Source organism: Planococcus ruber (assembly GCF_022819085.1).
GTDB classification, from domain to species: domain Bacteria; phylum Bacillota; class Bacilli; order Bacillales_A; family Planococcaceae; genus Planococcus; species Planococcus ruber.
The window spans coordinates 1-20,636 of record NZ_JALHAG010000001.1; the positions used below are offsets into that span (position 1 = coordinate 1).

Consider the following 20,636-nt stretch of genomic DNA (forward strand, 5'->3'; position numbering starts at 1 on the left):
GTGCTTCGTCGCAAAGAGATGGACTGCACTTCGTTTAGACCATCTCTTAGCTGCCGAAGCTAACCGGCTCTTTCCGCTTTTCGTGTATGAGCTGATTGCATGCCTTTATCTGGTAAAGTCGCTACAATATGAGGGACAAGGAGTGAAAATCAGATGAATCAAAAGAAATTTGAAAATGTTCCCTTATCCGTTTTGGATTTAGCGCCGATCAATGAAGGCAGCGAGACGGCTGAATCTTTTGCGAATAGCGTGGAACTTGCCCAGCATGTAGAGAAATGGGGCTTTAACCGCTACTGGCTTGCTGAGCATCACAATATGCCGGGCATCGGCAGTTCGGCTACGTCTTTATTAATTGGCCATATTGCTGGCCATACAAATACGATCCGAGTGGGATCAGGCGGCGTAATGCTGCCCAATCATTCTCCGCTTGTCATCGCTGAACAATTTGGAACGCTCGAGACGATTTATCCTGGGCGCATCGACCTTGGACTTGGCCGGGCACCAGGCAGCGACCAAGCAACGGCTTATGCGCTCCGCAGAAATTTGCAAAGCAATGTGGATGAATTCCCGCAATCTCTCGCTGAACTGCAGAATTATTTTTCCGATAACCCGGTTGGCCGCGTCAAAGCTTACCCAGGAATCGGGTTGAATATTCCTTTATGGCTATTAGGCTCAAGCGGCTATAGCGCACAGCTTGCAGCAGTGAAAGGCTTGCCTTTCTCATTTGCCAGCCATTTTGCACCGGACTATACAATGCAGGCGATGCAATTGTACCATCAGAATTTCAAACCATCGAAAGACTTACAAGAGCCTTACGCAATGGTGGGGGTTAATGTGATTGCGGCAGATACCCAAGAACGGGCCGAGTGGCTAGCAACTTCCAGCCAGCAGCAGATGTTTGCGCTGATGCGCGGGATGCCGACGACGTTTATGCCGCCAATCGACAATTTGGAAGAGGAGTGGACAGACCGCGAAATTGCGATTTTCCGCGAGAAATTGGATTCGGAATCGATGATTGTCGGGACACCGGATGTGGTGCGCGAAAAACTGCGCAGTTTCATCAATAAAACACGGGCGAACGAAGTGATCATCAATTCGCAGATTTTCCACCAAAAAGACCGGCTCCGTTCTTATGAAATTGTTGCCGAGTTAATGGAATAACAGAAAAATGACCCCGGGAAAGCATTGCTTTCCCGGGGTCTTATCGTACTTGCAAATCTGAAGTTTATTGAAGCTCTTCTGCTTTTTTAGCGTCGCGCTTCACTTCTTCAGGCGCATCATCCTCAATAGCCGCATAATCCGGTCCACCTTCGCCAATCATATTCAATACAGCATAGTAATCTTCTTCCAAGAGACGGGAAATTTCTTTTTGGTCCACTCGCGCGCGTTCCATGATGAAATAACCTCCTCGTGAATTATCTACTTCGCTAAAAGGATGATGGATGAATTATTCTCTCTCAATTAATTATACTGACTATTCTGCTTTATTGGAAGTGAATGGGCTTGGCTTTTCTGTTGTTTTCAAATGGCGGGTTGATGGAAATGTTTCATACAAAAAATCCGCAAAAGCAGCTTCGCTTTTGCGGATTTTAATCATTTACTTAAATTAATTTCAGCATTCAGTTCCATCGATTCAAAAAAGAGGGAAGGAGATTTTTCATTCCATTCTGCTGAAACCATATCTGCTGTCCGATCTTCGTTTAAATCATAGGCGAGCTCGGTGCGAAGGTCGTCTGTTTGTTCAACTTTAACCAAAGGACCGGCTGGAGTCAGCCAGTTTAGCTGCTGCCGGCGATTTTCAGCGGCAAATTGAATCCATTCGTCTTCCTTCTCTTCGGATTCAAAAAAAGGTGTTTGCCCTAACATGAACCACGTTTGCGCTTGATGTTTTGGGGGGAGCCAGAAGCTTTTTAGCAAGCTGCCTTCTTCTAAAGTCAAATCCGGGATTTCATGGCGCAGTTCCTGGACTTTATTGCCGTTGCCAAGAGGGATTTGCCTGGATATGTATAAATTCCCTTGCAATATTTCATTCTCGGAAGAGCTGATTGTGCCAAAAGGGTTGCGGGTAGGGTCAATGCCGTATACGGGATCTTCTTCGCGAGAAATCGGTTCTTCATTCCATGATTTTACTTTGGCCTCTTTCAAACCGTTTGTGTTCAATGACAACGCATAAGGCATCCAGCTCGTGTTGTTGATTTCTTCGAAGACGATCGCTACGCCGTTTTCAAGCGTTCGTTCAACAAGAGTGTAAGTTCCAAGCGGAATCCCGAAAAAGGTAATTGCGTGTTCATAAACCAGGTCTTCGCCATCTTCTGTTGGCTCAGCCTCTGACAGGGTGAAAAACGTCGGCTTTTCCACCATTAATTTCATTTCTCCTAACGAATAAACTTCTGTTTCGTTTTTCAGGAACATCATGCCGGTAAATAAGATCAGCGCCATGAAAAAGAAAACAGCTATTGAGAGTACAATCTTTCGAATCAACATTTCCACCTCTATTATTTCAAACTGCTTTGATTATATCATGAGGGCAGGAAAATAAACGGAGGAGATATGAGCATCGGATGAACAAGTGCTGATCAGAAAAGAAGTTGCACGTGAATAGAAAAAAGCGCCGCTTCGGGCGCTTTTCTATAACACTTTCTCCAAAAAGTCTCTAGCACGTTCTGTTTTCGGGCTGTTGAAAAATTCAATCGGCTGACCGTCTTCGACCAATACCCCGTGGTCGAGGAAGATGACACGGTCTGCTACTTCGCGGGCAAAGCCCATTTCGTGTGTGACAACGGCCATTGTCATGCCGGATTTTGCCAAGTCCTTCATGACTTCGAGCACTTCTTTCACCATTTCCGGATCGAGAGCGGAAGTCGGTTCGTCGAAAAGCATGAGTTCCGGTTCCATTGCTAAAGCCCGTGCAATGGCAACACGCTGTTTTTGTCCGCCAGACAAGCTGCTTGGATAGGCTTTTTCCTTATCCGACAATCCGACGCGTTTTAGCAATGTCCGCGCCTTTTCTTCGGCCAACGCTTTTTTCTCGCCTTTGACTTTCATCGGTGCATACGTCAAATTTTCTAAAACCGTCAGATGAGGGAAGAGGTGGAAATGCTGGAACACCATGCCGATCTGCTGGCGTATTTTCTGGATGTCTTTTTTGGGACCGGACAAGTCCTGTCCATTTACAATAACTGAACCGGAAGTGGGGGTCTCCAACAAATTCAAGCATCTCAGGAAAGTTGATTTTCCTGAGCCGGAAGGGCCGATGATTGAGACCACTTCGCCTTTTTTGATTTCTGTGGAAATATCCTTCAAAACTTCATTACTTCCAAACTTTTTATACAGCTTTTCTACTTTAATCACTTAGTTTCAACCTCCGTTCGAACAATCTGCCAAGCACCGTCAAGCCCATGACCAGGCACCAGTAAATCAAGCCGACAAACAACAAGGGTTCGAAGTTGCGGAAAAGGTCGGAGCCGACGACTTGTGCACGGCGCATCAAATCGAGGTAGCCGATGGTCGAGACGATGGCAGATTCTTTCGTCAAGGTGATAAATTCATTCATCAAAGCAGGGAGGATGTTCTTCAATGCCTGCGGCAAAATGATGTCTTTCATCATCGCGCGATAAGGGATGCCAAGCGCCTGTGCTGCTTCCATCTGCCCTTTATCCACAGCCTGTATGCCGGCCCGGATGATTTCTGAGATATAGGCGGAAGAATTTAATCCGAATGCCAGGATAGCAGAAAGGAAAGGCGAGATGTCATAGCCCGTTAATTGCGGGATGGAATAGTAAATGATCATCAATTGCAAAATCAACGGCGTTCCGCGGAAGATTGACGTATAGGCATCAGCGAACCAGCGCAGCGGTTTGATGCTGCCGATTTTGAACAAAGCTAAAATCGTTCCGAGGATGGCTCCTAATATAATCGCAAAGAAGACAAATTTTAATGTCACCCAAATCCCTTCCAGCATGAAAGGGATGTACGGGACGATTTGTGAAAAATCCAAGTTCATAATATCCAACTCTTTTCTATAAGAAAGATTATTCTAGAATCTCCCATTTCTCTTTTAGTTCATCCATTTTTCCGCTTTCTTCCATTTCAGCGAGAACTTTATTCACATCTTCTACAAGATCGCCGCCTTTCGGGAAAGCGACGGCCATTCCAGGCGAAGCGGTTGTCGGATCATCAAAGGCATCAAGATCTTGAGCATCGATATAGCCTTTTGCAACAGCTTTATCCATGTAAGCGGCATCGATGCGGCCAGATAAGATTTCCTGGATCAATGCGCCGGAATCATCAAGGGATTTCAGTTCGAAATTGATTCCTTCATCTTTGATGATGCTGTTTGCCCCTTCTTCCTGAATCGTTCCAAGCTGAACGCCTACAACTTTTCCTTCCAGATCTTCAAGCGTTTTTACGTCCGATCCTTTAGGCGTCAAGAACATTTCGCCGGAATGATTGTATTCTGTCGAAAAGTCGACGTTCTCTTTGCGCTGTTCAGTCGCGGACATGCCGGCAATAACCATATCCACCCGGTCGTTTTGAAGAGCACCGATCAAGCCGTCAAATTTCATATCATTGATTTCGAGTTTATAGCCCAGTTCATCAGCAATGTGGTTAGCCAAATCGATATCAAATCCAACAATTTCTCCCTCTACGTTGCGGGATTCAAAAGGCGGAAATTCAGCCGAAGTGCCCATTTTCAATACTTTTGCATCGTCAGAAGCATCCGAACTGCCTGACGCAGAGTCATCATTTCCACATGCTCCAAGCATTAAAGCAGCGGAAGCAGCAATAGCCAATAAAACGTTTTTCTTTTTCATATGTAATTCCTCCAAGTTTTCGAATATTTATTCAACTAAATGAATTTTAACAAACTACTTCAAAATAATAAAGGGTTTTTTATTCGATTTATTGAATAAAAATGTATTTTAACTTTTCTGTATTTTCAGCTATAATGGATGGGAGAGGTGTGAGAAGGATGAAAAAACTATTGTTGACCGGCTTTGAACCATTTTTGGACTATACGGTCAATCCAACGATGAAAATAGTGGAAGAGCTGGATGGGGAAAATATTGCAGGCTATCAAATCGTCGGAAAAGTGCTGCCGGTGGATTTTAACCAATCCGGCAAACTGTTCCTGTCGTACGTAGAGGAAGTTAAACCGGACGCAGCGGTATCGCTTGGATTAGCGGCAGGCCGCTATAAGATTACTCCGGAGCGCATTGCGATCAATTTCAAAGACGGTGCGCCGGACAATAAAGGCCATAAGCCAGTAGATGAACCGGTTGAAAAAGCAGGGGAGCCTGCCTACTTATCGACTTTGCCTATCCGAAAAATGGTTGAACGCTTGATTCAAAATGGCTTGCCTGCAGAGATTTCGAATACAGCCGGTGCATATCTATGCAATAACATTATGTACGAAGGTCTCCATCTGGCTTCTGTGAAGCAATTGAATATGCCGACAGGGTTTATTCATATACCGGCCTCGCATGAATTAGGGATTCAGCACGGCAGCATTCCAAGCTGGCCGCACAGCGATTTAGCAAAGGGCATTCGCCTTTGCATTGAAACAATGGCAGCAGAATAGAAAAAGCGATCTGCCGCATGGTTGGCAGATCGCTTTTTTAAATGATTTCCCATTTGCGCTGTTCGGCGACTGTCCGGAGGCGTGATTCGGGCTGTACAGCTACGGGATGTCCGACGAGTTCCAGTACAGGGAGATCCGAATGGCTGTCGCCATAGGCAAAGCTATTTGCCCAGTCGATTTCTTTTCCAGCCAATGTTTCATGGATTTTTTGGGTTTTCATCGGCCCTTGAATATGATTGATCTTGGCTTGATGGTCCAAAATGCTGTCGGCATACGGAATTTCCGTGCCGATAATGGTTTCGATCGGCAGTTCAGCCGTCACCGAATGAAGCAAAGGGGTAAAAGCGCCTGAAACGAGCATCACATAATCGCCTTTGTCTACGTGGTTCTTAAGGCGCTCCACAACTTTCGGATTAAAATCAGCATGCATTTTGTCAGCCATCTCTTTGAAATAAGATTCCATTTCTTGTTTCGTAAAACTTTTCAAGGCGGATAAATACGCTTGAACAGAGCGCTCGCGCATTTTCTGGACAGAGACTAATTTTAATTTCGAACCGATATAGGGCGGCATGATTGCCCGATAAAACTGGCGATATCGGCTGCTGTGGATCGGGTGGGTTTTTAAATGGTCCATCATCAATTGAAAAGTTTCTTTCGAATACAGGGTTCCGTCAAAGTCAAATATGGCTACACGCATAGGAATCACTCCGGTCCTTATTGATTTCTTGTAAGAACATCATAACGGAAATAAGGGGCGTATTCTACTCGTTTCTCCATTTGATTAAAGGAAGATAAACATGCTAATTTTATGATAAGATGGGGAGAGGCAAAAGTGGCACCTTCACTTTGCAATTTCTTCCGGAGGTAATGGAATTTGAAAAAAGAAATTAAATCGATTTATTACATACGGGTGTTTGCAATGATGATGGTTGTTCTGGTCCATGTGACGGCACCGTACAGCCATTTGTTCTCACCAAATACGATTCAACATATGTCCTACCATTTTCTGAATAATATTGTGCGGGTGGAAGCTGGTTTGTTCATCATGCTTGTGGGCATCGTTTTTTTCTATAATTACCGGAACCGCGAATGGACACCGAAAGTCCTTTTTGATTATTTCCGCAAACGAGTCATATACATATTGATTCCATACGTTGTCTGGTGCATCATCTATGAAGCGGATGCCATCCACTACAACCATAAAGTTTTTGATCTGGCTGGCATCATCGACAATATTATCGATGGGGGCAGCAAATACCAACTCCATTTTATCTCGCTGGTCGTTCAGTTCTATTTGATCTTTCCAGTTCTGATGTTCATTGTCCAGAAGTCCGCTTTCCTGCGAAAGTATTTGTGGCTCGTCGGCATTGTCTTAGAATTTGTTTATTATTTCGCCAACCTGAAATATCAACTCGTCACAGGACCGTTTTTCATGTCCACTATGGCGGCCTTTTTGCTGGGGGCCTGGATCGGTCTGCATTACGAAGAGTTGGCGGCGAAAGTCACGCGGACCAAAACGGTTTGGCTGTTCTTTGCCTTCCTTTCCATGGCGATTCCGTACGTGTTGATCCGTTATCAGAACGCCTTTAATACACGTGTGCCGATTCCGGAAGAATTATACAAGCTGATCGGCATCGGTTTCCTCGTTGTCGGAGGATGGTTCTTCTTTAATCTCTGTGAACGATTTGTAACTGCGTTTGCAGAAACAACGACGCTAAAAATTAAAAATATCGCTTATTACTCATTCGGGTTCTATTTAATGCATCCGTATGTCATCACGCAAGTGAATATCTATTTCCCTATCAGGGATGGCTGGTATTCTTGGCATTTCATGATATTCTTCCAGTATCTTCTGGTCGCCGTCATCTGTTATTTCGTGATCTGGTGGTTCCATCGCTTTATTCCTTTTGCGAGCTTCGTCTATGGCAAGCTGCCGAAAAATGCACCTTTGTTCTGGCAAGTGCAAAAGCCGGATGAAAAGGGGCCGGAGGTTTATCCCGTTTCCAGTGAAGGGTATAGAAAGGAAACGTAACGAGTTTGACAGGAGGTTATCGGATGGCTGCAAGAAGGATTATGGTTGGCTATATCGAATTGACGGAAGAAGAATCACAAGAGCTGTATGAACAAGTAAGCAAAGACAAAGAATTGGATGGCTATGATGGTCTGCAAAGCCTCATGGAAGACTTCGATTCGCGCATCATTGAACCGGAAGCAAAACCACTTGCGGATGTGTTGGATGCTGAAGAAGCGCCGACTGAAGAAAAAACAAAAGGCATCCGTTTTATTGAGATTTTCAATAAACTTGAAGAAGATTCGCGTTACCGCATTCAATCATCAAACCAGGATTAAACGAAAAAGCCGCCGAATTGGCGGCTTTTTTCGTGTATGAGCGGTTTCTGCCGTTTTATGATCAATCATTCAATAAAAAACGTGGTGTACAGCCTGAAAAGAAGGTCCCCTATTAGAGGGGGGTCCCTAACCAATCATTCATCTTTGCTTGCGATGCAGCGCTCGCATTCGTAGATGATGGATTCGCGCTGTTCTTTGATTTCGCATCCGCATTCCCGGCATTCTTTCTTAGAGCGTGTTTCATAAGTTTTTGTCGTTTTCATTGAAATCTCCTCCAGTAATTAGTTTAGTTTTTCATAACCTGGCAATGTCAAAAATTCGGCAAAATCATTTTGCAACGTCAGCTCTGTAAACAATTCACGGGCTTCTTTAAAATGTCCTGAAAGGTAAAGGGCATCTCCGGCAGTTTCTTTGATCCTATTCGCTTCTTCTTCGATGATTTCATGGAACAACTCAAGCGTAATGTCACGGCCATCTTCTAACACGCCCCCCGGATGCCGGATCCACTGCCACACTTGGGACCGGGAGATTTCAGCCGTGGCCGCATCTTCCATCAAATGATTGATTGGGGCAGCGCCATTTCCCGACAGCCAGGAAGCGATATACTGGATGCCGACGGAAATGTTGGACCGCAAGCCTTCTTCAGTGATGCTGCCGGTCGGCACTTCCACCAGAGCTTCAGCGCTCACTTGTACATCTTCCCGTTTTCGGTGGATCTGGTTTGGCGCCGGCATCAGTTCATCGAATTGCTCCATTGCTATTTTAACCATTCCCGGATGGGCGACCCAAGTGCCATCGTGGCCATCCTTCGCTTCCCGCCGTTTGTCTTCAGCCACTTTTTGGAAGGCTGCTTCATTCGCTTCCGGATTTCCTTTGATTGGAATTTGCGCGGCCATTCCGCCAAGTGCCGGAGCGTTCCGCTTATGGCAAGTCTGGATGCATAATTGCGTATAAGCTCGCATAAAGGGAACAGTCATCGTCACTTGCGACCGGTCAGGGAATAAATACTCCGGCCGGTTCCGCATGCGCTTAATGACACTGAAAATATAATCCCAGCGGCCGCAATTCAGGCCGGCTGAATGGCCGCGCAGTTCATATAAAATCTCATCCATTTCAAAAGCTGCGAGGATGGTCTCAATTAGCACTGTCGCCCGAATGGTTCCTTGTGGAATGCCGAGCTCGTCTTGGGCAAAAACGAAAACATCGTTCCAAAGCCTCGCTTCCAAATGGCTTTCCATCTTCGGCAGGTAGAAGTAAGGGCCAGTGCCGCGCGCCATCAGCTCTTTCGCGTTATGGAAAAAGTAAAGGCCGAAATCGACCAAACTTCCCGAAACAGCGCGTCCATCAATCTCAATGTTCTTCTCGGATAAGTGCCAGCCGCGGGGACGGACCATCAAAACAGCCGTTTCTTCATTCAAGGAATATTTTCTTCCGGTGCCAGGCGCTTCAAAAGAAATCGTCCGCCTGACCGCATCCCGCAAATTGATCTGCCCGTCGATCACATTGAACCAATTCGGTGCGGTCGCATCTTCCAAATCGGCCATGAACATCTTCGCGCCGGAATTCAACGCATTGATCAGCATTTTCCGGTTAGTGGGCCCGGTGATTTCCACACGCCGGTCTTTCATATCGTCTGGCAGCGGCGCGATGGTCCACTCGCTTTCGCGGATGTGTTTCGTTTCCGGCAAGAAATCGAGCGGCTTTCCGGCATCGATCTCCTGCTGGCGAAATTGCCGCCGTTCAAGCAAGCTGCGGCGCCTTTCATCAAAGTTCACATGCAGCTTTTCAATAAACGCCAGCGCTTCTGGAGTGAGGATCGTTTCCATTTCAGGCGTTACGGTATTTTTAATGGAGACATTCGGTTTCGTGATCAATCAACTCATCCTTTCATTTCACCGATTGGAATTGGGCTGTTTCAGTCGAGCCTTTCATCGCTGTTGTCGAACTCGTGCCGCCGGAAATGATTTGGGATACTTCATCGAAGTAGCCGGTTCCGACTTCACGCTGGTGGCGAGTAGCCGTATAGCCTTTTGCTTCGCTTGCAAATTCAGCTTGCTGCAGTTTCGAGTAGGCGGCCATGCCGTTGTCTTTATAATCATGCGCAAGCTCGAACATGCTGTGGTTCAATGCATGGAAGCCAGCCAGTGTAACGAATTGGAATTTATAGCCCATCTTGCCAAGCTCCACCTGGTATTTTGCAATGGTTTCTTCATCGAGCTTCGCTTTCCAATTGAAGGAGGGCGAGCAGTTGTAGGCAAGCAGCTTGCCAGGGAATTTCGCATGGATCGCATCGGCGAATTGTTTTGCCTCTTCCAAATTGGGATGCGAAGTTTCGCACCACACTAAATCCGCGTAAGGGGCATAAGCGAGGCCGCGCGCAATCGCTTGTTCAATACCAGCTTTTGTCCGGTAGAATCCTTCCGGCGTCCGTTCGCCCGTGATGAATGGATGGTCAGCTGGATCGATGTCGCTTGTGATCAGGTCCGCTGCATCTGCATCGGTGCGGGCAATTAAGACCGTCGGTACGCCGAGCACATCAGATGCTAATCGGGCAGAAACCAAATTGCGGACGGCATTCTGCGTCGGCTGCAAAACTTTCCCGCCCAAGTGGCCGCATTTCTTTTCCGATGCTAACTGATCTTCAAAGTGGACGCCTGCTGCACCCGCTTCGATCATCGCTTTCATCAATTCAAAGACATTTAACGGGCCGCCAAAGCCCGCTTCTGCATCTGCCACGATCGGTGCGAACCAATCAAATCCTTCATTGCCTTCGACGTTATCAATCTGGTCGGCGCGCATGAGTGCCTGGTTGATTTTTTTGACGACGGTCGGAACCGAGTCGACGGGATATAAACTTTGATCCGGATACATTTGTCCCGCTGAATTGGCATCCGCAGCAACTTGCCAGCCGCTCAAATAGATCGCTTCCAATCCGGCTTTAACCTGCTGGACAGCTTGATTTCCGGTTAATGCGCCTAAAGCGTTGACGAAATCTTTTTCGTGAATGGAGCGGAACAACCGCTCGGCTCCTTTTTTGGCTAATGTATATTCGATTTGAATGGATCCGCGAAGTTTCACAACATCTTCTGCGGAGTAGGGACGCTCAATTCCATTCCATCTGCTGTCCTGTTCCCAGCTCTTTTTCAATTCTTCAATTTGGTATTGTTTGTTGGCCATTTCATCCATCCCTTTCGAATAAAAAATTTTATAGCAACTGTATTAATACAGTTTGTTTTGATGTATATTAATATATAACAGAATAGTTTGACTGTCCTGAATATTGGATAAAACACGTTATTTGCGGATAAAAGAAAAGATTTCACGACAAAGACATTTGAAAGGGGAATCGGTGTATGGAAAAGCTGGCATTGGAACAAATGGGATTTATCATAGGAGATTGGATTCCGGAAGAAGCTTCAATCGCAGTTGCAGTAGATGGGCGTTACGTTTACTACAAGTCCGGAAAGCGGGAACTCAAAATCTGCATTGGCGACGAAGTGTTGCCGGGAAGTGTAGCTGACCGTACATATACAGAAAGAAAACGCATAGAAATGCTGGTCGAAGAATCTGTGCTTGGCGCTGCTTATTTTGGGATTGGCTACCCGGTTCAAGCAGCAGGAAAATCGGGGGTGCTTGTCATTATCCTCCCGCCGGACTACATGATCCGGCAAAAGCAGCCGGTACGTTTTCTAACTGGGAAAGTGGATGAGGCATGGAAACCGATACCGGTCGAACAAATTTCACATATCGAAAGCAGCCAAAAGAAGACGTGGTTTTATGCAGACGAAGAAGCTTATTGTTCAATCCATACTTTGAAGTATTTGAAAGATCGGCTTCCTGATTGGTTTTTGCCTATTCATCGCTCTTACATTGTCAATATTTCCTACATCATGGAAATTTCCCGCGATTTTTCTTCCAATTATTTATTGACCATGAAAGATGGCTCGGTTCTGCCGGTCAGCCAAAACTACACAAGTTCAGTGAGGGAACGTTTAGGATTTTAGATTTTTACCGTTTTAATCGAAGGGTTCAAGGGAAGAAGGGAGATAAGAAAGAAAAGGAGTGAAACAGATGCCAGAAGAACAGTTTGTACATTTCGAAGATGATGGATCGATCCCGAATAACCCAAGGCTGCCGGTGGTTATTTATCCAGGTGCATTCCAAACGAACCCAGAAGAAATCGAGGCGGCCTTTAACCGTAATGAATGGACCAATAGCTGGACAGACGGCGTTTTCAATTATCATCATTACCATAGCAACACGCACGAAGTGCTGGGTGTACGATCAGGTTCCGCTACAATCCAGCTTGGCGGAGAACAAGGGAAGCCGTTCGATGTCAGAGTGGGGGATGTTGTAGTTTTGCCTGCCGGAACCGGTCATAAATTGCTGGAGAGCACGGAAGATTTTCAAGTAGTCGGAGCTTATCCTGGCGGTCTCGAGCCCAATAAAAAATTGGGTGAGCAGGAGGAACGCCCCGATGTACTCGAAGAAATTTTAAACGCCCCATTGCCGCAGCTTGACCCAGTGCACGGAGAAGACGGCCCGCTGCTGTCAACTTGGTCATAAGAAAAGCGGAAACGGCCGTTTAGCCTCGACAAGCTTAAGACGGATTGCCGAAGCGGCGCTTTTTGCCGCACAGGCGAGACGGCTTAAGACCTCGAGAGGCTGGCCGTTGCAGCTGGACAATAAGAAAAGCGGAGGCAGCTCGCCAGCCGCGACAAGCGCTGGAAGGCTTGGCGGTAGTGGCGTCCCTTTGCCATTACAGACAAGGCTGAAGCGACCTCGAGCGGCTAGCTGCCGGAGTCTGGACAATAAGAAAAGCGGAAACGGCCGTTTAGCCTAACCGGACCAGAAAAAAACGCCTCTGACACAGGAAATGTCAGAGGCGTTTTCATGTATTATAGCGCATAGGAAGGGGCAAAAAACTCATTATATAATTCTTTCAAGATTTTCTGTTCGTCTTTTTGAAGGACGCCGAACACCAGGCTGACTTCGGAAGAGCCTTGGTTGATCATTTCGATATTAGCGCCCGTCCGTGAGATGGCTTCTGTTGCACGGGCAGCGAGCCCCGTTGTATACTTCATGCCTTCACCTACTAAAACCACCATCGAAAAGTTGCTGTTTAAGTGGACATCATCTGCATTCAATTCAGTTTTCACACGGCTGACAATGCGGAATTCTTTTTCGGGCGTCAATTGATGGCTCCGAATGATGACGGATAAGTTGTCGATACCGGACGGAATATGCTCATAAGAAACGTTTTCATCTTCGAGAATCTGCAGCAGCTTCCGGCCGAAGCCGACTTCCCGGTTCATCAAATATTTGCTGACGTATAAAGTGGAAAAGCCGCTGTCGGCTGAGATGCCAGTGACCGGGCGTTTGGAATAATCCCTCTCGGCTACAATCATCGTTCCTTGGGCTCCAGGATTATTTGTGTTTTTGATGCAGACGGGCACAGAAGCTTTAAAGGCCGGCATTAATGCTTCATCATGGAGGACAGCAAATCCTGCGTAAGACAATTCGCGCATTTCGCGGTAAGTCATCAGCTCAATTTCCGCAGGGTTTTCAACGATTCGCGGATTTGCTGCAAAGACACAATCCACATCTGTGAAGTTTTCGTAGAGATCCGCTCCAATGGCTGCCGATAAAATAGAGCCGGTGATGTCAGATCCGCCGCGGTCGAATGTCCGCAGTTCTCCATCTTTTGTGAAGCCGAAAAATCCGGGGAAGACTGATATGGAGTTTTTGTAGCGCAAAGCCGACAAATTGTCATTTGAAACTGGCAGCGCTTGAACCCGCGCAGGTGCTTCGGTTACCACTAGCCCTGCATTTTTGGGGTTGATGTATTCGGCTTTCAGGCCGATAGCTGTCAAATAAGCTGCGACCAGTTTTGCGGAATTGTCTTCGCCGCTTGCTTTCAATTGGTCAAAAAACAAGGAAGGGTTTTCTTTGCTGAATGATAAACGGCCGGCAAGGTCAGCAGCTATAATCGCCATAATTTCGCTATCCAAGCCTAAGTCCGCTGCGATTTGTGCATAACGGTCTACTACTTTTTGGAGTGCAGGGGCCGTATCCTGTCCTGCTAATGCCGCCTCGGCTAAATCGATGAGCAGATCGGTTACTTTTGTATCGCCATCGAAACGTTTCCCGGGAGCCGATACCACAATCACTTTTCGGGACGGATCTTCACGGATGATTGAGGCCACTTTTTTTAGTTGCTGAGCGTCTGCTACGGATGTTCCACCGAATTTACATACCTTCATCTTATCAAGTCCTATCTGTTAATAGTGAATTTAGGGTTGTGTTAAATTTTATATAATACTATAATGTCTCTATGTAGAAAACAACTGTATTTTCACAGTGTACACACCTTGGGAGGAATCGTCAATGAAAAATGAAATTTCAATCGGCTTGCTGGGACTGGGAACGGTAGGGACCGGTGTAGCTAAAATTCTGCAGCAGCATCAGCAGGATCTCCACCATAAACTAGGCGTACCTGTCACCATTAAAAAGGTGCTGGTCCGAAACCATAATAAGGAAAGATTATCGAGTTTGGATCCGAACGTGTTCACAACCGATATTCAGGAAATCTTGAATGATTCTTCCCTTGATATCATTGTCGAAGTCATGGGAGGCATTGACGGCGCAAAGAAAGCGATCGAAGAAGCGCTGAAGTCAGGCAAGCAAGTCGTGACAGCCAATAAAGACGTCATGGCAGAATACGGACATGAACTGTTAAAGCTTGCCGATGCAGAGAAATGTGATTTATTTTACGAAGCAAGTGTCGCAGGCGGCATTCCGATCATCCGGACGCTTGAGGATGGATTGGCTTCTGACCGAATTTCAAGTTTAATGGGGATTGTGAACGGAACAACGAATTTCATCTTAACGAAAATGAAAAAAGAGAAGATGAGCTACGAAGATGCACTCGCAGAAGCGACGAAGCTCGGTTATGCAGAAGCGGATCCTTCTTCTGATGTAGACGGAGTGGATGCAGCAAGGAAAATGGTCATTCTTTCTTCATTAGCTTATTCGACGGAAGTCCACTTGGACGATGTTTTGGTAAGAGGCATGAAGGAAATCCAGGATGGGGATCTTGAAATGGCTGAAAAATTCGGCTACACCATGAAAATGGTCGGATCTTCGAAAAAAGACGAAGAAGGCATCGAAGTTTCTGTAGAACCGATTTTCCTTGCCAATTCACATCCATTAGCTTCAGTCAATAATGAATTCAATGCGGTATACATATATGGCGATGCAGTCGGTGAAACCATGCTGTATGGCCCGGGGGCAGGTTCGCTGCCGACTGCGACTTCGGTTGTTTCGGATATTATTGCTGCTTGCCGCAATCTTCTAATGGAAGTCAACGGCAAACGCATGCATTCCGCACAGCATGAACGAGTCATTAAACCGGAAAACAGCCGGTACTCAAAATACTTCCACCGGCTGCTTGTAAATGACGAAGTAGGAGTTCTTTCAAAGCTAACTTCGATTTACAGCAAAAACAGTGCAAGCCTGCAATCCGTGATCCAAAATCCGGCAGGGCAGGAAGGCCAGGCGGAACTGATTTTATTGACGCATCAGATTTCACGGCAGCAGCATTTGGATGTACTCAAAGATTTAGAAGGAACGGCAAGCGTCATCAGCCATTACCGCATTGAAGGGGAGGAAACAGCATGAGATGGCCAGGATTGATTGAACAATACAAAGAGTGGCTGCCGGTAAGCGAAGCGACGCCGGCACTGACATTGCAAGAAGGAAATACACCTTTGGTGCATTTGGAGAAATTATCCGAAGAATGGGGCATCAACTTATACGTGAAATTGGAAGGAGCCAATCCGACGGGCTCGTTTAAAGACCGCGGCATGGTGATGGCTGTGGCAAAAGCAAAAGAAGAAGGAAAAACAGTTCTTGTCTGTGCTTCTACCGGCAACACTTCCGCTTCTGCAGCGGCATACGGTGCAAGAGCCGGCATGCGCACCATCGTCGTTATTCCGGAAGGGCGCATTGCACTCGGCAAACTGGCTCAAGCCAAAATGTACGGAGCGGAAATTCTTGAAATCAAAGGCAATTTTGATGAAGCGCTGAAAATGGTTCGTGAAGTCGGACAGGAAGCAGGGATTGCACTTGTCAATTCAGTCAATCCGTATCGCTTGGAAGGGCAAAAGACGATCGCTTTTGAAGTCATCGATCAATTAGGGCAAGTGCCGGATATTTTCGCACTTCCGGTTGGAAATGCAGGGAATATCTCTGCCGCCTGGAAAGGCTTTAGTGAATACTCCGAGAAAAAAGGAGCAAAACGCCCGGTATTACTAGGTGTTCAAGCAGCAGGCGCCGCGCCGATCGTCAATAATCACGTCGTGGAAAACCCGGAAACAGTAGCAACTGCTATCCGCATCGGCAATCCGGCCAGCTGGCAACTCGCTTTAAATGCACTGGATGAATCGAATGGGACGATACTCGCTGCCACAGACGAAGAAATCCTAGAGGCCTATCAACTCCTTGCCTCTACAGAAGGCGTTTTTGCAGAACCTGCTTCTTGTGCATCGATTGCCGGCATAAAGAAACAAGTCGAAAGCGGCATGATTGAAAAAGGATCGACGGTTGCAGCTGTACTGACTGGAAATGGATTGAAAGATCCGGAAACGGCTATTTCCGTAAACGAACATAAAGCGCAGCTGGTCCCTGAAGATATGGAACGTTTTTGGGAGGATTTGAAAAAAGGAGTGAAATTATGAAATGGAATGATTTCACTGTAACCGTTCCAGCTTCAACCGCAAATCTTGGTCCGGGCTTTGATTCGATTGGCCTGGCTCTTGACCTTCATATGACCATTCACGTTTCAGAAAATCCGGTTTGGATAGTCGAATATGCGGATGAAGAATATCGCCATCTTCCAAGCTCGTCAGACAACCTGATTGTGCAGACAGCTAAAAAAGTGGCGCAAAAATATGGGGAGCAATTGCCTTCAGCAAAATTGCTGATTGAGACTGATATTCCGTTAGGCCGGGGGCTTGGCAGCAGCGCATCAGCAATTGCGGGTGGAATCGAGCTGGCCGATTGCCTGCTCGGACTAAAGATTCCGATGCAGGAAAAAGTGAGGATCGGCACCGAAATGGAGGGGCACCCCGATAATATTTCTGCCTCTTTGCTGGGCGGCGCAACGATATCGTACGCAAATGGGGAAGAACTCGCTGTCGTACACGTACCCAAAGTGGATATTGGAATCATCATTTTAGTGCCGCAGGAAGTTTTTTTGACAAGTGAGTCCAGGGGCTTGCTTCCGGAAAAATTGGACTATAAGGAAGCGGTCAGCAGCAGTGCGGCTGCCAATGTCGTTTCTGCCGCGATTGCGGGGGGAGATTGGCAGACAGCAGGGCGCATGATGGAGAAAGACGAATTCCACGAACCATATCGAAAAGCAAAATTTCCTGGATTCGATGAAATTCGGTCCGTATGCAGAAAAGCCGGTGCTTATGGCGTGGCGATCAGTGGGGCCGGCCCGTCTCTTTTCGTCGTGACGGAAAAGGGAAAAGAGCACAGGTTGAGCCAGATTTTAAATAAGCAATTCACGCATTATGAATGCCTCTTAACTAAACCTTCTGAATCGGGGATCAAGTCCGTTCAGACCGTCCTATAACAAAAAGAAGGTCCAGGGGAATTTTCCCTGGACCTTCTTTTTTTATAATTTGATGGAAATGTATTTGGTTTCCACGAAGGCTTCGAGTCCTTCTTGGCCGCCTTCGCGGCCGATTCCGCTTTCTTTCATGCCGCCAAATGGCGCTTGAGCCGTTGAAGGAGAGCCATCGTTCCAGCCGACAATTCCATAATCCAGGTTTTCAGCAAGGTAAGTTCCGCGCGACATGCTGTCGGTGAAGAAATAGGCAGCTAAGCCAAAACGCGTGTCATTCGCCAGTTTGACCGCTTCTTCATCTTTCTCGAATGACATGATGGGAGCCACTGGCCCGAATGTTTCCTCGTTCATCACGAGCATATCGGAATTGGCATTCACCAAAACGGTCGGATTGTAGAAGTAGGCTTCATTTTCCGTTTTGCCATCGCCGCCAATCAACACTTTGGCACCTTTCGAAACGGCATCTTGTACATGTTTTTCCACTTTTTCATAGCCGTCTTTATCAACGAGCGGACCAATTGTTACGCCTTCTTCCAGTCCATTGCCGACTTTTAGTTTAGCAGTCGCTTCTTGAAGCATTTTTGAAAACTTGTCGACAATGTTTGATTGCACATAAATCCGGTTCCCGCATACACAAGTTTGCCCGGCATTGCGGAATTTCGAAGCCATCACGCCTTCGACAGCAAGTTCCAGGTCGGCATCATCCAGCACGATGATCGGCGCATGCCCTCCAAGTTCCAGAGACAAATTGATCATTGTTTCTGAACTTTGCTTCATCAGTTCTTTGCCGATTTCAGTGGATCCGGTAAAAGTCAGCTTCCGGACATCGGGATGGCTCGTGAAGACTTTGCCGATTTTGCTCGCACTTCCTGTGACCAAATTGATGACGCCTTTTGGAAATCCTGCTTCTTCCGCCAGTTCATAGATCCGGACAGCAGTAAGCGGCGTAAGTTTAGCCGGTTTTGCAACAAAGGTGCAGCCGGCTGCGAGAGCCGGGGCCATTTTGCGGGCCATCATGGCAGCCGGGAAGTTCCACGGCGTGATGGAAACCACAACGCCGACCGGCTGTTTATTGATTTGAATTCGCTTTCCTTCTTTGCTGGCTGGAATCGTCCGGCCATATAAACGTTTGCCTTCCTCTGCAAACCAGGAAATGAAAGAAGCGGAATACTCGATTTCACCGATTGCTTCAGCCAACGGTTTTCCCATTTCCTTCGTCAAGATTTCTCCGACTTCTTCTTTATGTTCAAGGAGCAGGTCATGCCATTTCATTAAAAGGTCTGCGCGTTCATAAACGGTTGTCTTCGACCAGCTGGGAAATGCAGCAGCTGCAGCTTCAATAGCCGCAGTGGCTTCCGCTTCTCCGCCATTTGGCACCGTGCCCACTTGTTCGCCGGTAGCTGGATTCATGACCTGGATGACTTCATCGCCGTATATAGTCCATTCGCCGTTGATATAATGTTTGCCTTCCATCGTTCCATTCCTCCTCTTATTCTTATGAACTCTAATTATATCTTTTACCTCTTACGGGATTGCTTTAAACAAAATCGTTTTCTTGGAATAAAAACGAAAAATGCTGAAAAAAAGAAAAAAGTTAAAAAAATTTTTTTAATTTTTTGTAGGTGTCTACAATATGCAATATATAGCTGTTGGAATCGGTTTCATTTATCCAAAGAAGCCTCTCGATTTGTGCGTAATTTCATAATAGTCATTTTATTCTATTTATCTAATTTAAAAACTATGCTAATATTGCAACATTACTTTAACGGGGTAAAGGACGTCGTACTGGCCAGCGCGTACTTCCCTGATAAAGCGAGAGAAAATTATTTGGTTATGAGAAAGAGGAGGAAGCACAATGGCGCAAATGATGGCTTTGGCAATAATGATTTTTATACTTTTTATCGGTGAAATGATTTCAATACGGACAAAAGCATGGATTCCGTCTATCTTTGTCAGCGGTGTGCTTTTCCTCATTGGCTACTGGACATTCTTTCCGGAAGACATTGTTTCGTTAGCGGGCGTGCCGCCGGTTGTGGCGACCATGCTTATCTACTTGCTGATTACGAATATGGGGACGCTACTGTCTCTTGAAGAATTGAAAAATCAATGGCGCACCATTTTAATTGCACTTTCTGGAATACTTGGAATTGTAGCGTTCTTATTTGCGATTGGCACGTTCCTTTTCGATTTTCAAACGGTCGTTGTAGCGATTCCGCCATTGGTGGGCGGATTGGTATCTGCATTGATCATGTCTGAAGGGGCAACAGCTGCAGGTTTGCCGACATTGGCTGTTTTCGCAATCGTCATCTATGTTGTCCAAGGTTTCGCTGGATATCCTTTAACATCCATCATGCTGAAGCGTGAAGGGAAAATGCTGTTAAAGAAATACCGCAATAATGAATTGCCTGAGCAGAATTTAGTGGCATCTAAGAAAACGACTGAACCTGTAAAGCCTGTTAAAGAACCGAGAATGTTCGCAAGAATGCCTGAAAAATACAATACCGATTTCTTCAAATTCTTTAGATTATCGCTTGTAGCGTACTTGGCGTATTTGGTGTCTACTGTAGCTGCACCCGTAGTGGAAATCAGCCCATTCGTCCTTTGCCTTCTTTTCGGGGTCATAGCCCGTTCGGCCGGATTCTTGGAAAAACATCCATTGATGAAAGCAAACGGCTTTGGTTTTGCTATCATGGCCCTATTGCTATACATCTTTGATGGATTGAAAACAGCGACGCCAAGCATGATGCTTGAAATTTTGTATCCGTTGGTCAGCTGTATTGTCATCGGCGTGGCCGGCATGTATGTCTTCTCATTCTTTATGGGAAAAGTGCTGAAAGTGAGCAAAGAAATGGCATTTGCTGTTTCATTGACCGCCCTTTACGGTTTCCCGGCTGACTACATTATTACTAACGAAGTCATCAATTCTTTAACGAAGGATGAGAAAGAGCGCGAAGTATTGACTAGCCATATGCTGCCGCCAATGCTTGTCGCTGGATTTATCACCGTAACCATCGTATCCGTCATATTAGCGGGAATATTTGTCGGTTTCCTATAACCTGTATTTAAATAGAA

The 20,636-nt window shown here is 46.3% G+C and carries 21 protein-coding genes; 10 read left to right on the top strand and 11 right to left on the bottom strand.

Annotated elements, in window-relative coordinates; translation table 11 throughout:
• Nucleotides 1-153 precede the first annotated feature (153 nt).
• On the top strand, nt 154-1,161 hold the full coding sequence (locus tag MTR82_RS00005) for an LLM class flavin-dependent oxidoreductase (RefSeq protein ID WP_246807302.1): 1,008 nt from the start codon (nt 154-156) through the stop codon (nt 1,159-1,161).
• A 64-nt stretch (nt 1,162-1,225) separates the two neighbouring features.
• On the opposite strand, the gene MTR82_RS00010 is transcribed toward MTR82_RS00005, so the two are convergent.
• From MTR82_RS00010 to MTR82_RS00030, 5 genes are all read right to left on the bottom strand, one after another.
• Nucleotides 1,226-1,393 (bottom strand): hypothetical protein, encoded by a 168-nt coding sequence (locus MTR82_RS00010; protein ID WP_199876593.1) that lies wholly within the window; start codon nt 1,391-1,393, stop codon nt 1,226-1,228.
• A 200-nt stretch (nt 1,394-1,593) separates the two neighbouring features.
• Nucleotides 1,594-2,481 (bottom strand): hypothetical protein, encoded by an 888-nt coding sequence (locus MTR82_RS00015; protein WP_246807303.1) that lies wholly within the window; start codon nt 2,479-2,481, stop codon nt 1,594-1,596.
• A 147-nt stretch (nt 2,482-2,628) separates the two neighbouring features.
• Nucleotides 2,629-3,351, bottom strand: coding sequence for an amino acid ABC transporter ATP-binding protein (locus MTR82_RS00020; RefSeq protein WP_246807304.1), 723 nt, complete (start codon nt 3,349-3,351; stop codon nt 2,629-2,631).
• Nucleotides 3,344-4,003 (bottom strand): amino acid ABC transporter permease, encoded by a 660-nt coding sequence (locus MTR82_RS00025; RefSeq protein ID WP_052650895.1) that lies wholly within the window; start codon nt 4,001-4,003, stop codon nt 3,344-3,346. Before MTR82_RS00025 ends, MTR82_RS00020 begins: the two co-directional genes overlap by 8 nt.
• Before the next feature lie 28 nt (nt 4,004-4,031).
• Complete coding sequence (locus MTR82_RS00030; protein WP_052650896.1) at nt 4,032-4,814, bottom strand: ABC transporter substrate-binding protein; 783 nt, start codon at nt 4,812-4,814, stop codon at nt 4,032-4,034.
• Nucleotides 4,815-4,972: 158 nt separating this feature from the next.
• Here MTR82_RS00030 and MTR82_RS00035 point away from each other — a divergent pair, with 158 nt between their 5' ends.
• A complete protein-coding gene (locus tag MTR82_RS00035; RefSeq protein WP_246807305.1) occupies nt 4,973-5,581 on the top strand; it encodes a pyroglutamyl-peptidase I in 609 nt (202 codons plus the stop codon).
• Nucleotides 5,582-5,618: 37 nt separating this feature from the next.
• On the opposite strand, the gene MTR82_RS00040 is transcribed toward MTR82_RS00035, so the two are convergent.
• Nucleotides 5,619-6,278: an HAD family hydrolase gene (locus MTR82_RS00040; RefSeq protein ID WP_246807306.1), complete on the bottom strand. Its 660-nt coding sequence runs from the start codon at nt 6,276-6,278 to the stop codon at nt 5,619-5,621.
• 177 nt (nt 6,279-6,455) lie between these two features.
• Here MTR82_RS00040 and MTR82_RS00045 point away from each other — a divergent pair, with 177 nt between their 5' ends.
• The gene (locus tag MTR82_RS00045; RefSeq protein ID WP_246807307.1) at nt 6,456-7,613 is read left to right on the top strand and encodes an acyltransferase; all 1,158 of its coding nucleotides are present in this window, start codon (nt 6,456-6,458) and stop codon (nt 7,611-7,613) included.
• A gap of 23 nt (nt 7,614-7,636) precedes the next feature.
• The gene (locus MTR82_RS00050; protein WP_246807308.1) at nt 7,637-7,930 is read left to right on the top strand and encodes a hypothetical protein; all 294 of its coding nucleotides are present in this window, start codon (nt 7,637-7,639) and stop codon (nt 7,928-7,930) included.
• Between the two features lie 134 nt (nt 7,931-8,064).
• On the opposite strand, the gene MTR82_RS00055 is transcribed toward MTR82_RS00050, so the two are convergent.
• From MTR82_RS00055 to aceA, 3 genes are all read right to left on the bottom strand, one after another.
• Nucleotides 8,065-8,193: a YhfH family protein gene (locus MTR82_RS00055; protein ID WP_199876594.1), complete on the bottom strand. Its 129-nt coding sequence runs from the start codon at nt 8,191-8,193 to the stop codon at nt 8,065-8,067.
• A gap of 18 nt (nt 8,194-8,211) precedes the next feature.
• On the bottom strand, nt 8,212-9,756 hold the full coding sequence (gene aceB, locus MTR82_RS00060) for a malate synthase A (RefSeq protein WP_246808532.1): 1,545 nt from the start codon (nt 9,754-9,756) through the stop codon (nt 8,212-8,214).
• Nucleotides 9,757-9,817: 61 nt separating this feature from the next.
• The gene (aceA, locus tag MTR82_RS00065; RefSeq protein WP_052650901.1) at nt 9,818-11,107 is read right to left on the bottom strand and encodes an isocitrate lyase; all 1,290 of its coding nucleotides are present in this window, start codon (nt 11,105-11,107) and stop codon (nt 9,818-9,820) included.
• A gap of 176 nt (nt 11,108-11,283) precedes the next feature.
• Between aceA and MTR82_RS00070 the strand changes: the two genes are divergently transcribed.
• Entirely contained in the window at nt 11,284-11,934 is a 651-nt protein-coding gene (locus MTR82_RS00070; RefSeq protein ID WP_246807309.1) for a LytTR family DNA-binding domain-containing protein, read from the top strand.
• Nucleotides 11,935-12,001: 67 nt separating this feature from the next.
• Nucleotides 12,002-12,496, top strand: coding sequence for a cupin domain-containing protein (locus MTR82_RS00075; RefSeq protein WP_246807310.1), 495 nt, complete (start codon nt 12,002-12,004; stop codon nt 12,494-12,496).
• Between the two features lie 332 nt (nt 12,497-12,828).
• Here MTR82_RS00075 and MTR82_RS00080 read toward each other — a convergent pair whose 3' ends face one another.
• Entirely contained in the window at nt 12,829-14,193 is a 1,365-nt protein-coding gene (locus MTR82_RS00080) for an aspartate kinase (RefSeq protein WP_246807311.1), read from the bottom strand.
• A 124-nt stretch (nt 14,194-14,317) separates the two neighbouring features.
• On the opposite strand from MTR82_RS00080, the gene MTR82_RS00085 reads away from it, so the two are divergent.
• From MTR82_RS00085 to thrB, 3 genes are read left to right on the top strand one after another with little or no spacing between them, the layout of a single operon-like run.
• Nucleotides 14,318-15,610, top strand: a complete 1,293-nt coding sequence (locus MTR82_RS00085; RefSeq protein ID WP_052650905.1) for a homoserine dehydrogenase — start codon at nt 14,318-14,320, stop codon at nt 15,608-15,610.
• A complete protein-coding gene (thrC, locus tag MTR82_RS00090; RefSeq protein ID WP_052650906.1) occupies nt 15,607-16,668 on the top strand; it encodes a threonine synthase in 1,062 nt (353 codons plus the stop codon). Before MTR82_RS00085 ends, thrC begins: the two co-directional genes overlap by 4 nt.
• Nucleotides 16,665-17,570 carry a homoserine kinase gene (gene thrB / locus MTR82_RS00095; RefSeq protein WP_246807312.1) on the top strand — a complete coding sequence of 302 codons (906 nt, stop codon included), beginning with the start codon at nt 16,665-16,667 and terminating at the stop codon, nt 17,568-17,570. The genes thrC and thrB overlap by 4 nt, the downstream gene beginning before the upstream one ends.
• Nucleotides 17,571-17,612: 42 nt before the next feature.
• Here thrB and MTR82_RS00100 read toward each other — a convergent pair whose 3' ends face one another.
• Nucleotides 17,613-19,037, bottom strand: coding sequence for an NAD-dependent succinate-semialdehyde dehydrogenase (locus MTR82_RS00100; protein ID WP_052650908.1), 1,425 nt, complete (start codon nt 19,035-19,037; stop codon nt 17,613-17,615).
• A gap of 382 nt (nt 19,038-19,419) precedes the next feature.
• On the opposite strand from MTR82_RS00100, the gene MTR82_RS00105 reads away from it, so the two are divergent.
• Complete coding sequence (locus tag MTR82_RS00105) at nt 19,420-20,619, top strand: hypothetical protein (protein ID WP_246807313.1); 1,200 nt, start codon at nt 19,420-19,422, stop codon at nt 20,617-20,619.
• Nucleotides 20,620-20,636 lie beyond the last annotated feature (17 nt).

Excerpts from the sequence above, each read along its gene's own strand:
- MTR82_RS00005 (WP_246807302.1), top strand. The coding sequence starts at position 154 with ATGAATCAAAAGAAATTTGAAAATGTTCCCTTATCCGTTTTGGATTTA.
- MTR82_RS00010 (WP_199876593.1), bottom strand. The coding sequence starts at position 1,393 with ATGGAACGCGCGCGAGTGGACCAAAAAGAAATTTCCCGTCTCTTGGAA.
- MTR82_RS00025 (WP_052650895.1), bottom strand. The coding sequence starts at position 4,003 with ATGAACTTGGATTTTTCACAAATCGTCCCGTACATCCCTTTCATGCTG.
- MTR82_RS00030 (WP_052650896.1), bottom strand. The coding sequence starts at position 4,814 with ATGAAAAAGAAAAACGTTTTATTGGCTATTGCTGCTTCCGCTGCTTTA.
- MTR82_RS00035 (WP_246807305.1), top strand. The coding sequence starts at position 4,973 with ATGAAAAAACTATTGTTGACCGGCTTTGAACCATTTTTGGACTATACG.
- MTR82_RS00040 (WP_246807306.1), bottom strand. The coding sequence starts at position 6,278 with ATGCGTGTAGCCATATTTGACTTTGACGGAACCCTGTATTCGAAAGAA.
- MTR82_RS00050 (WP_246807308.1), top strand. The coding sequence starts at position 7,637 with ATGGCTGCAAGAAGGATTATGGTTGGCTATATCGAATTGACGGAAGAA.
- MTR82_RS00055 (WP_199876594.1), bottom strand. The coding sequence starts at position 8,193 with ATGAAAACGACAAAAACTTATGAAACACGCTCTAAGAAAGAATGCCGG.
- aceB (WP_246808532.1), bottom strand. The coding sequence starts at position 9,756 with ATGGAAACGATCCTCACTCCAGAAGCGCTGGCGTTTATTGAAAAGCTG.
- aceA (WP_052650901.1), bottom strand. The coding sequence starts at position 11,107 with ATGGCCAACAAACAATACCAAATTGAAGAATTGAAAAAGAGCTGGGAA.
- MTR82_RS00070 (WP_246807309.1), top strand. The coding sequence starts at position 11,284 with ATGGAAAAGCTGGCATTGGAACAAATGGGATTTATCATAGGAGATTGG.
- MTR82_RS00075 (WP_246807310.1), top strand. The coding sequence starts at position 12,002 with ATGCCAGAAGAACAGTTTGTACATTTCGAAGATGATGGATCGATCCCG.
- MTR82_RS00080 (WP_246807311.1), bottom strand. The coding sequence starts at position 14,193 with ATGAAGGTATGTAAATTCGGTGGAACATCCGTAGCAGACGCTCAGCAA.
- MTR82_RS00085 (WP_052650905.1), top strand. The coding sequence starts at position 14,318 with ATGAAAAATGAAATTTCAATCGGCTTGCTGGGACTGGGAACGGTAGGG.
- thrC (WP_052650906.1), top strand. The coding sequence starts at position 15,607 with ATGAGATGGCCAGGATTGATTGAACAATACAAAGAGTGGCTGCCGGTA.
- thrB (WP_246807312.1), top strand. The coding sequence starts at position 16,665 with ATGAAATGGAATGATTTCACTGTAACCGTTCCAGCTTCAACCGCAAAT.
- MTR82_RS00100 (WP_052650908.1), bottom strand. The coding sequence starts at position 19,037 with ATGGAAGGCAAACATTATATCAACGGCGAATGGACTATATACGGCGAT.
- MTR82_RS00105 (WP_246807313.1), top strand. The coding sequence starts at position 19,420 with ATGGCGCAAATGATGGCTTTGGCAATAATGATTTTTATACTTTTTATC.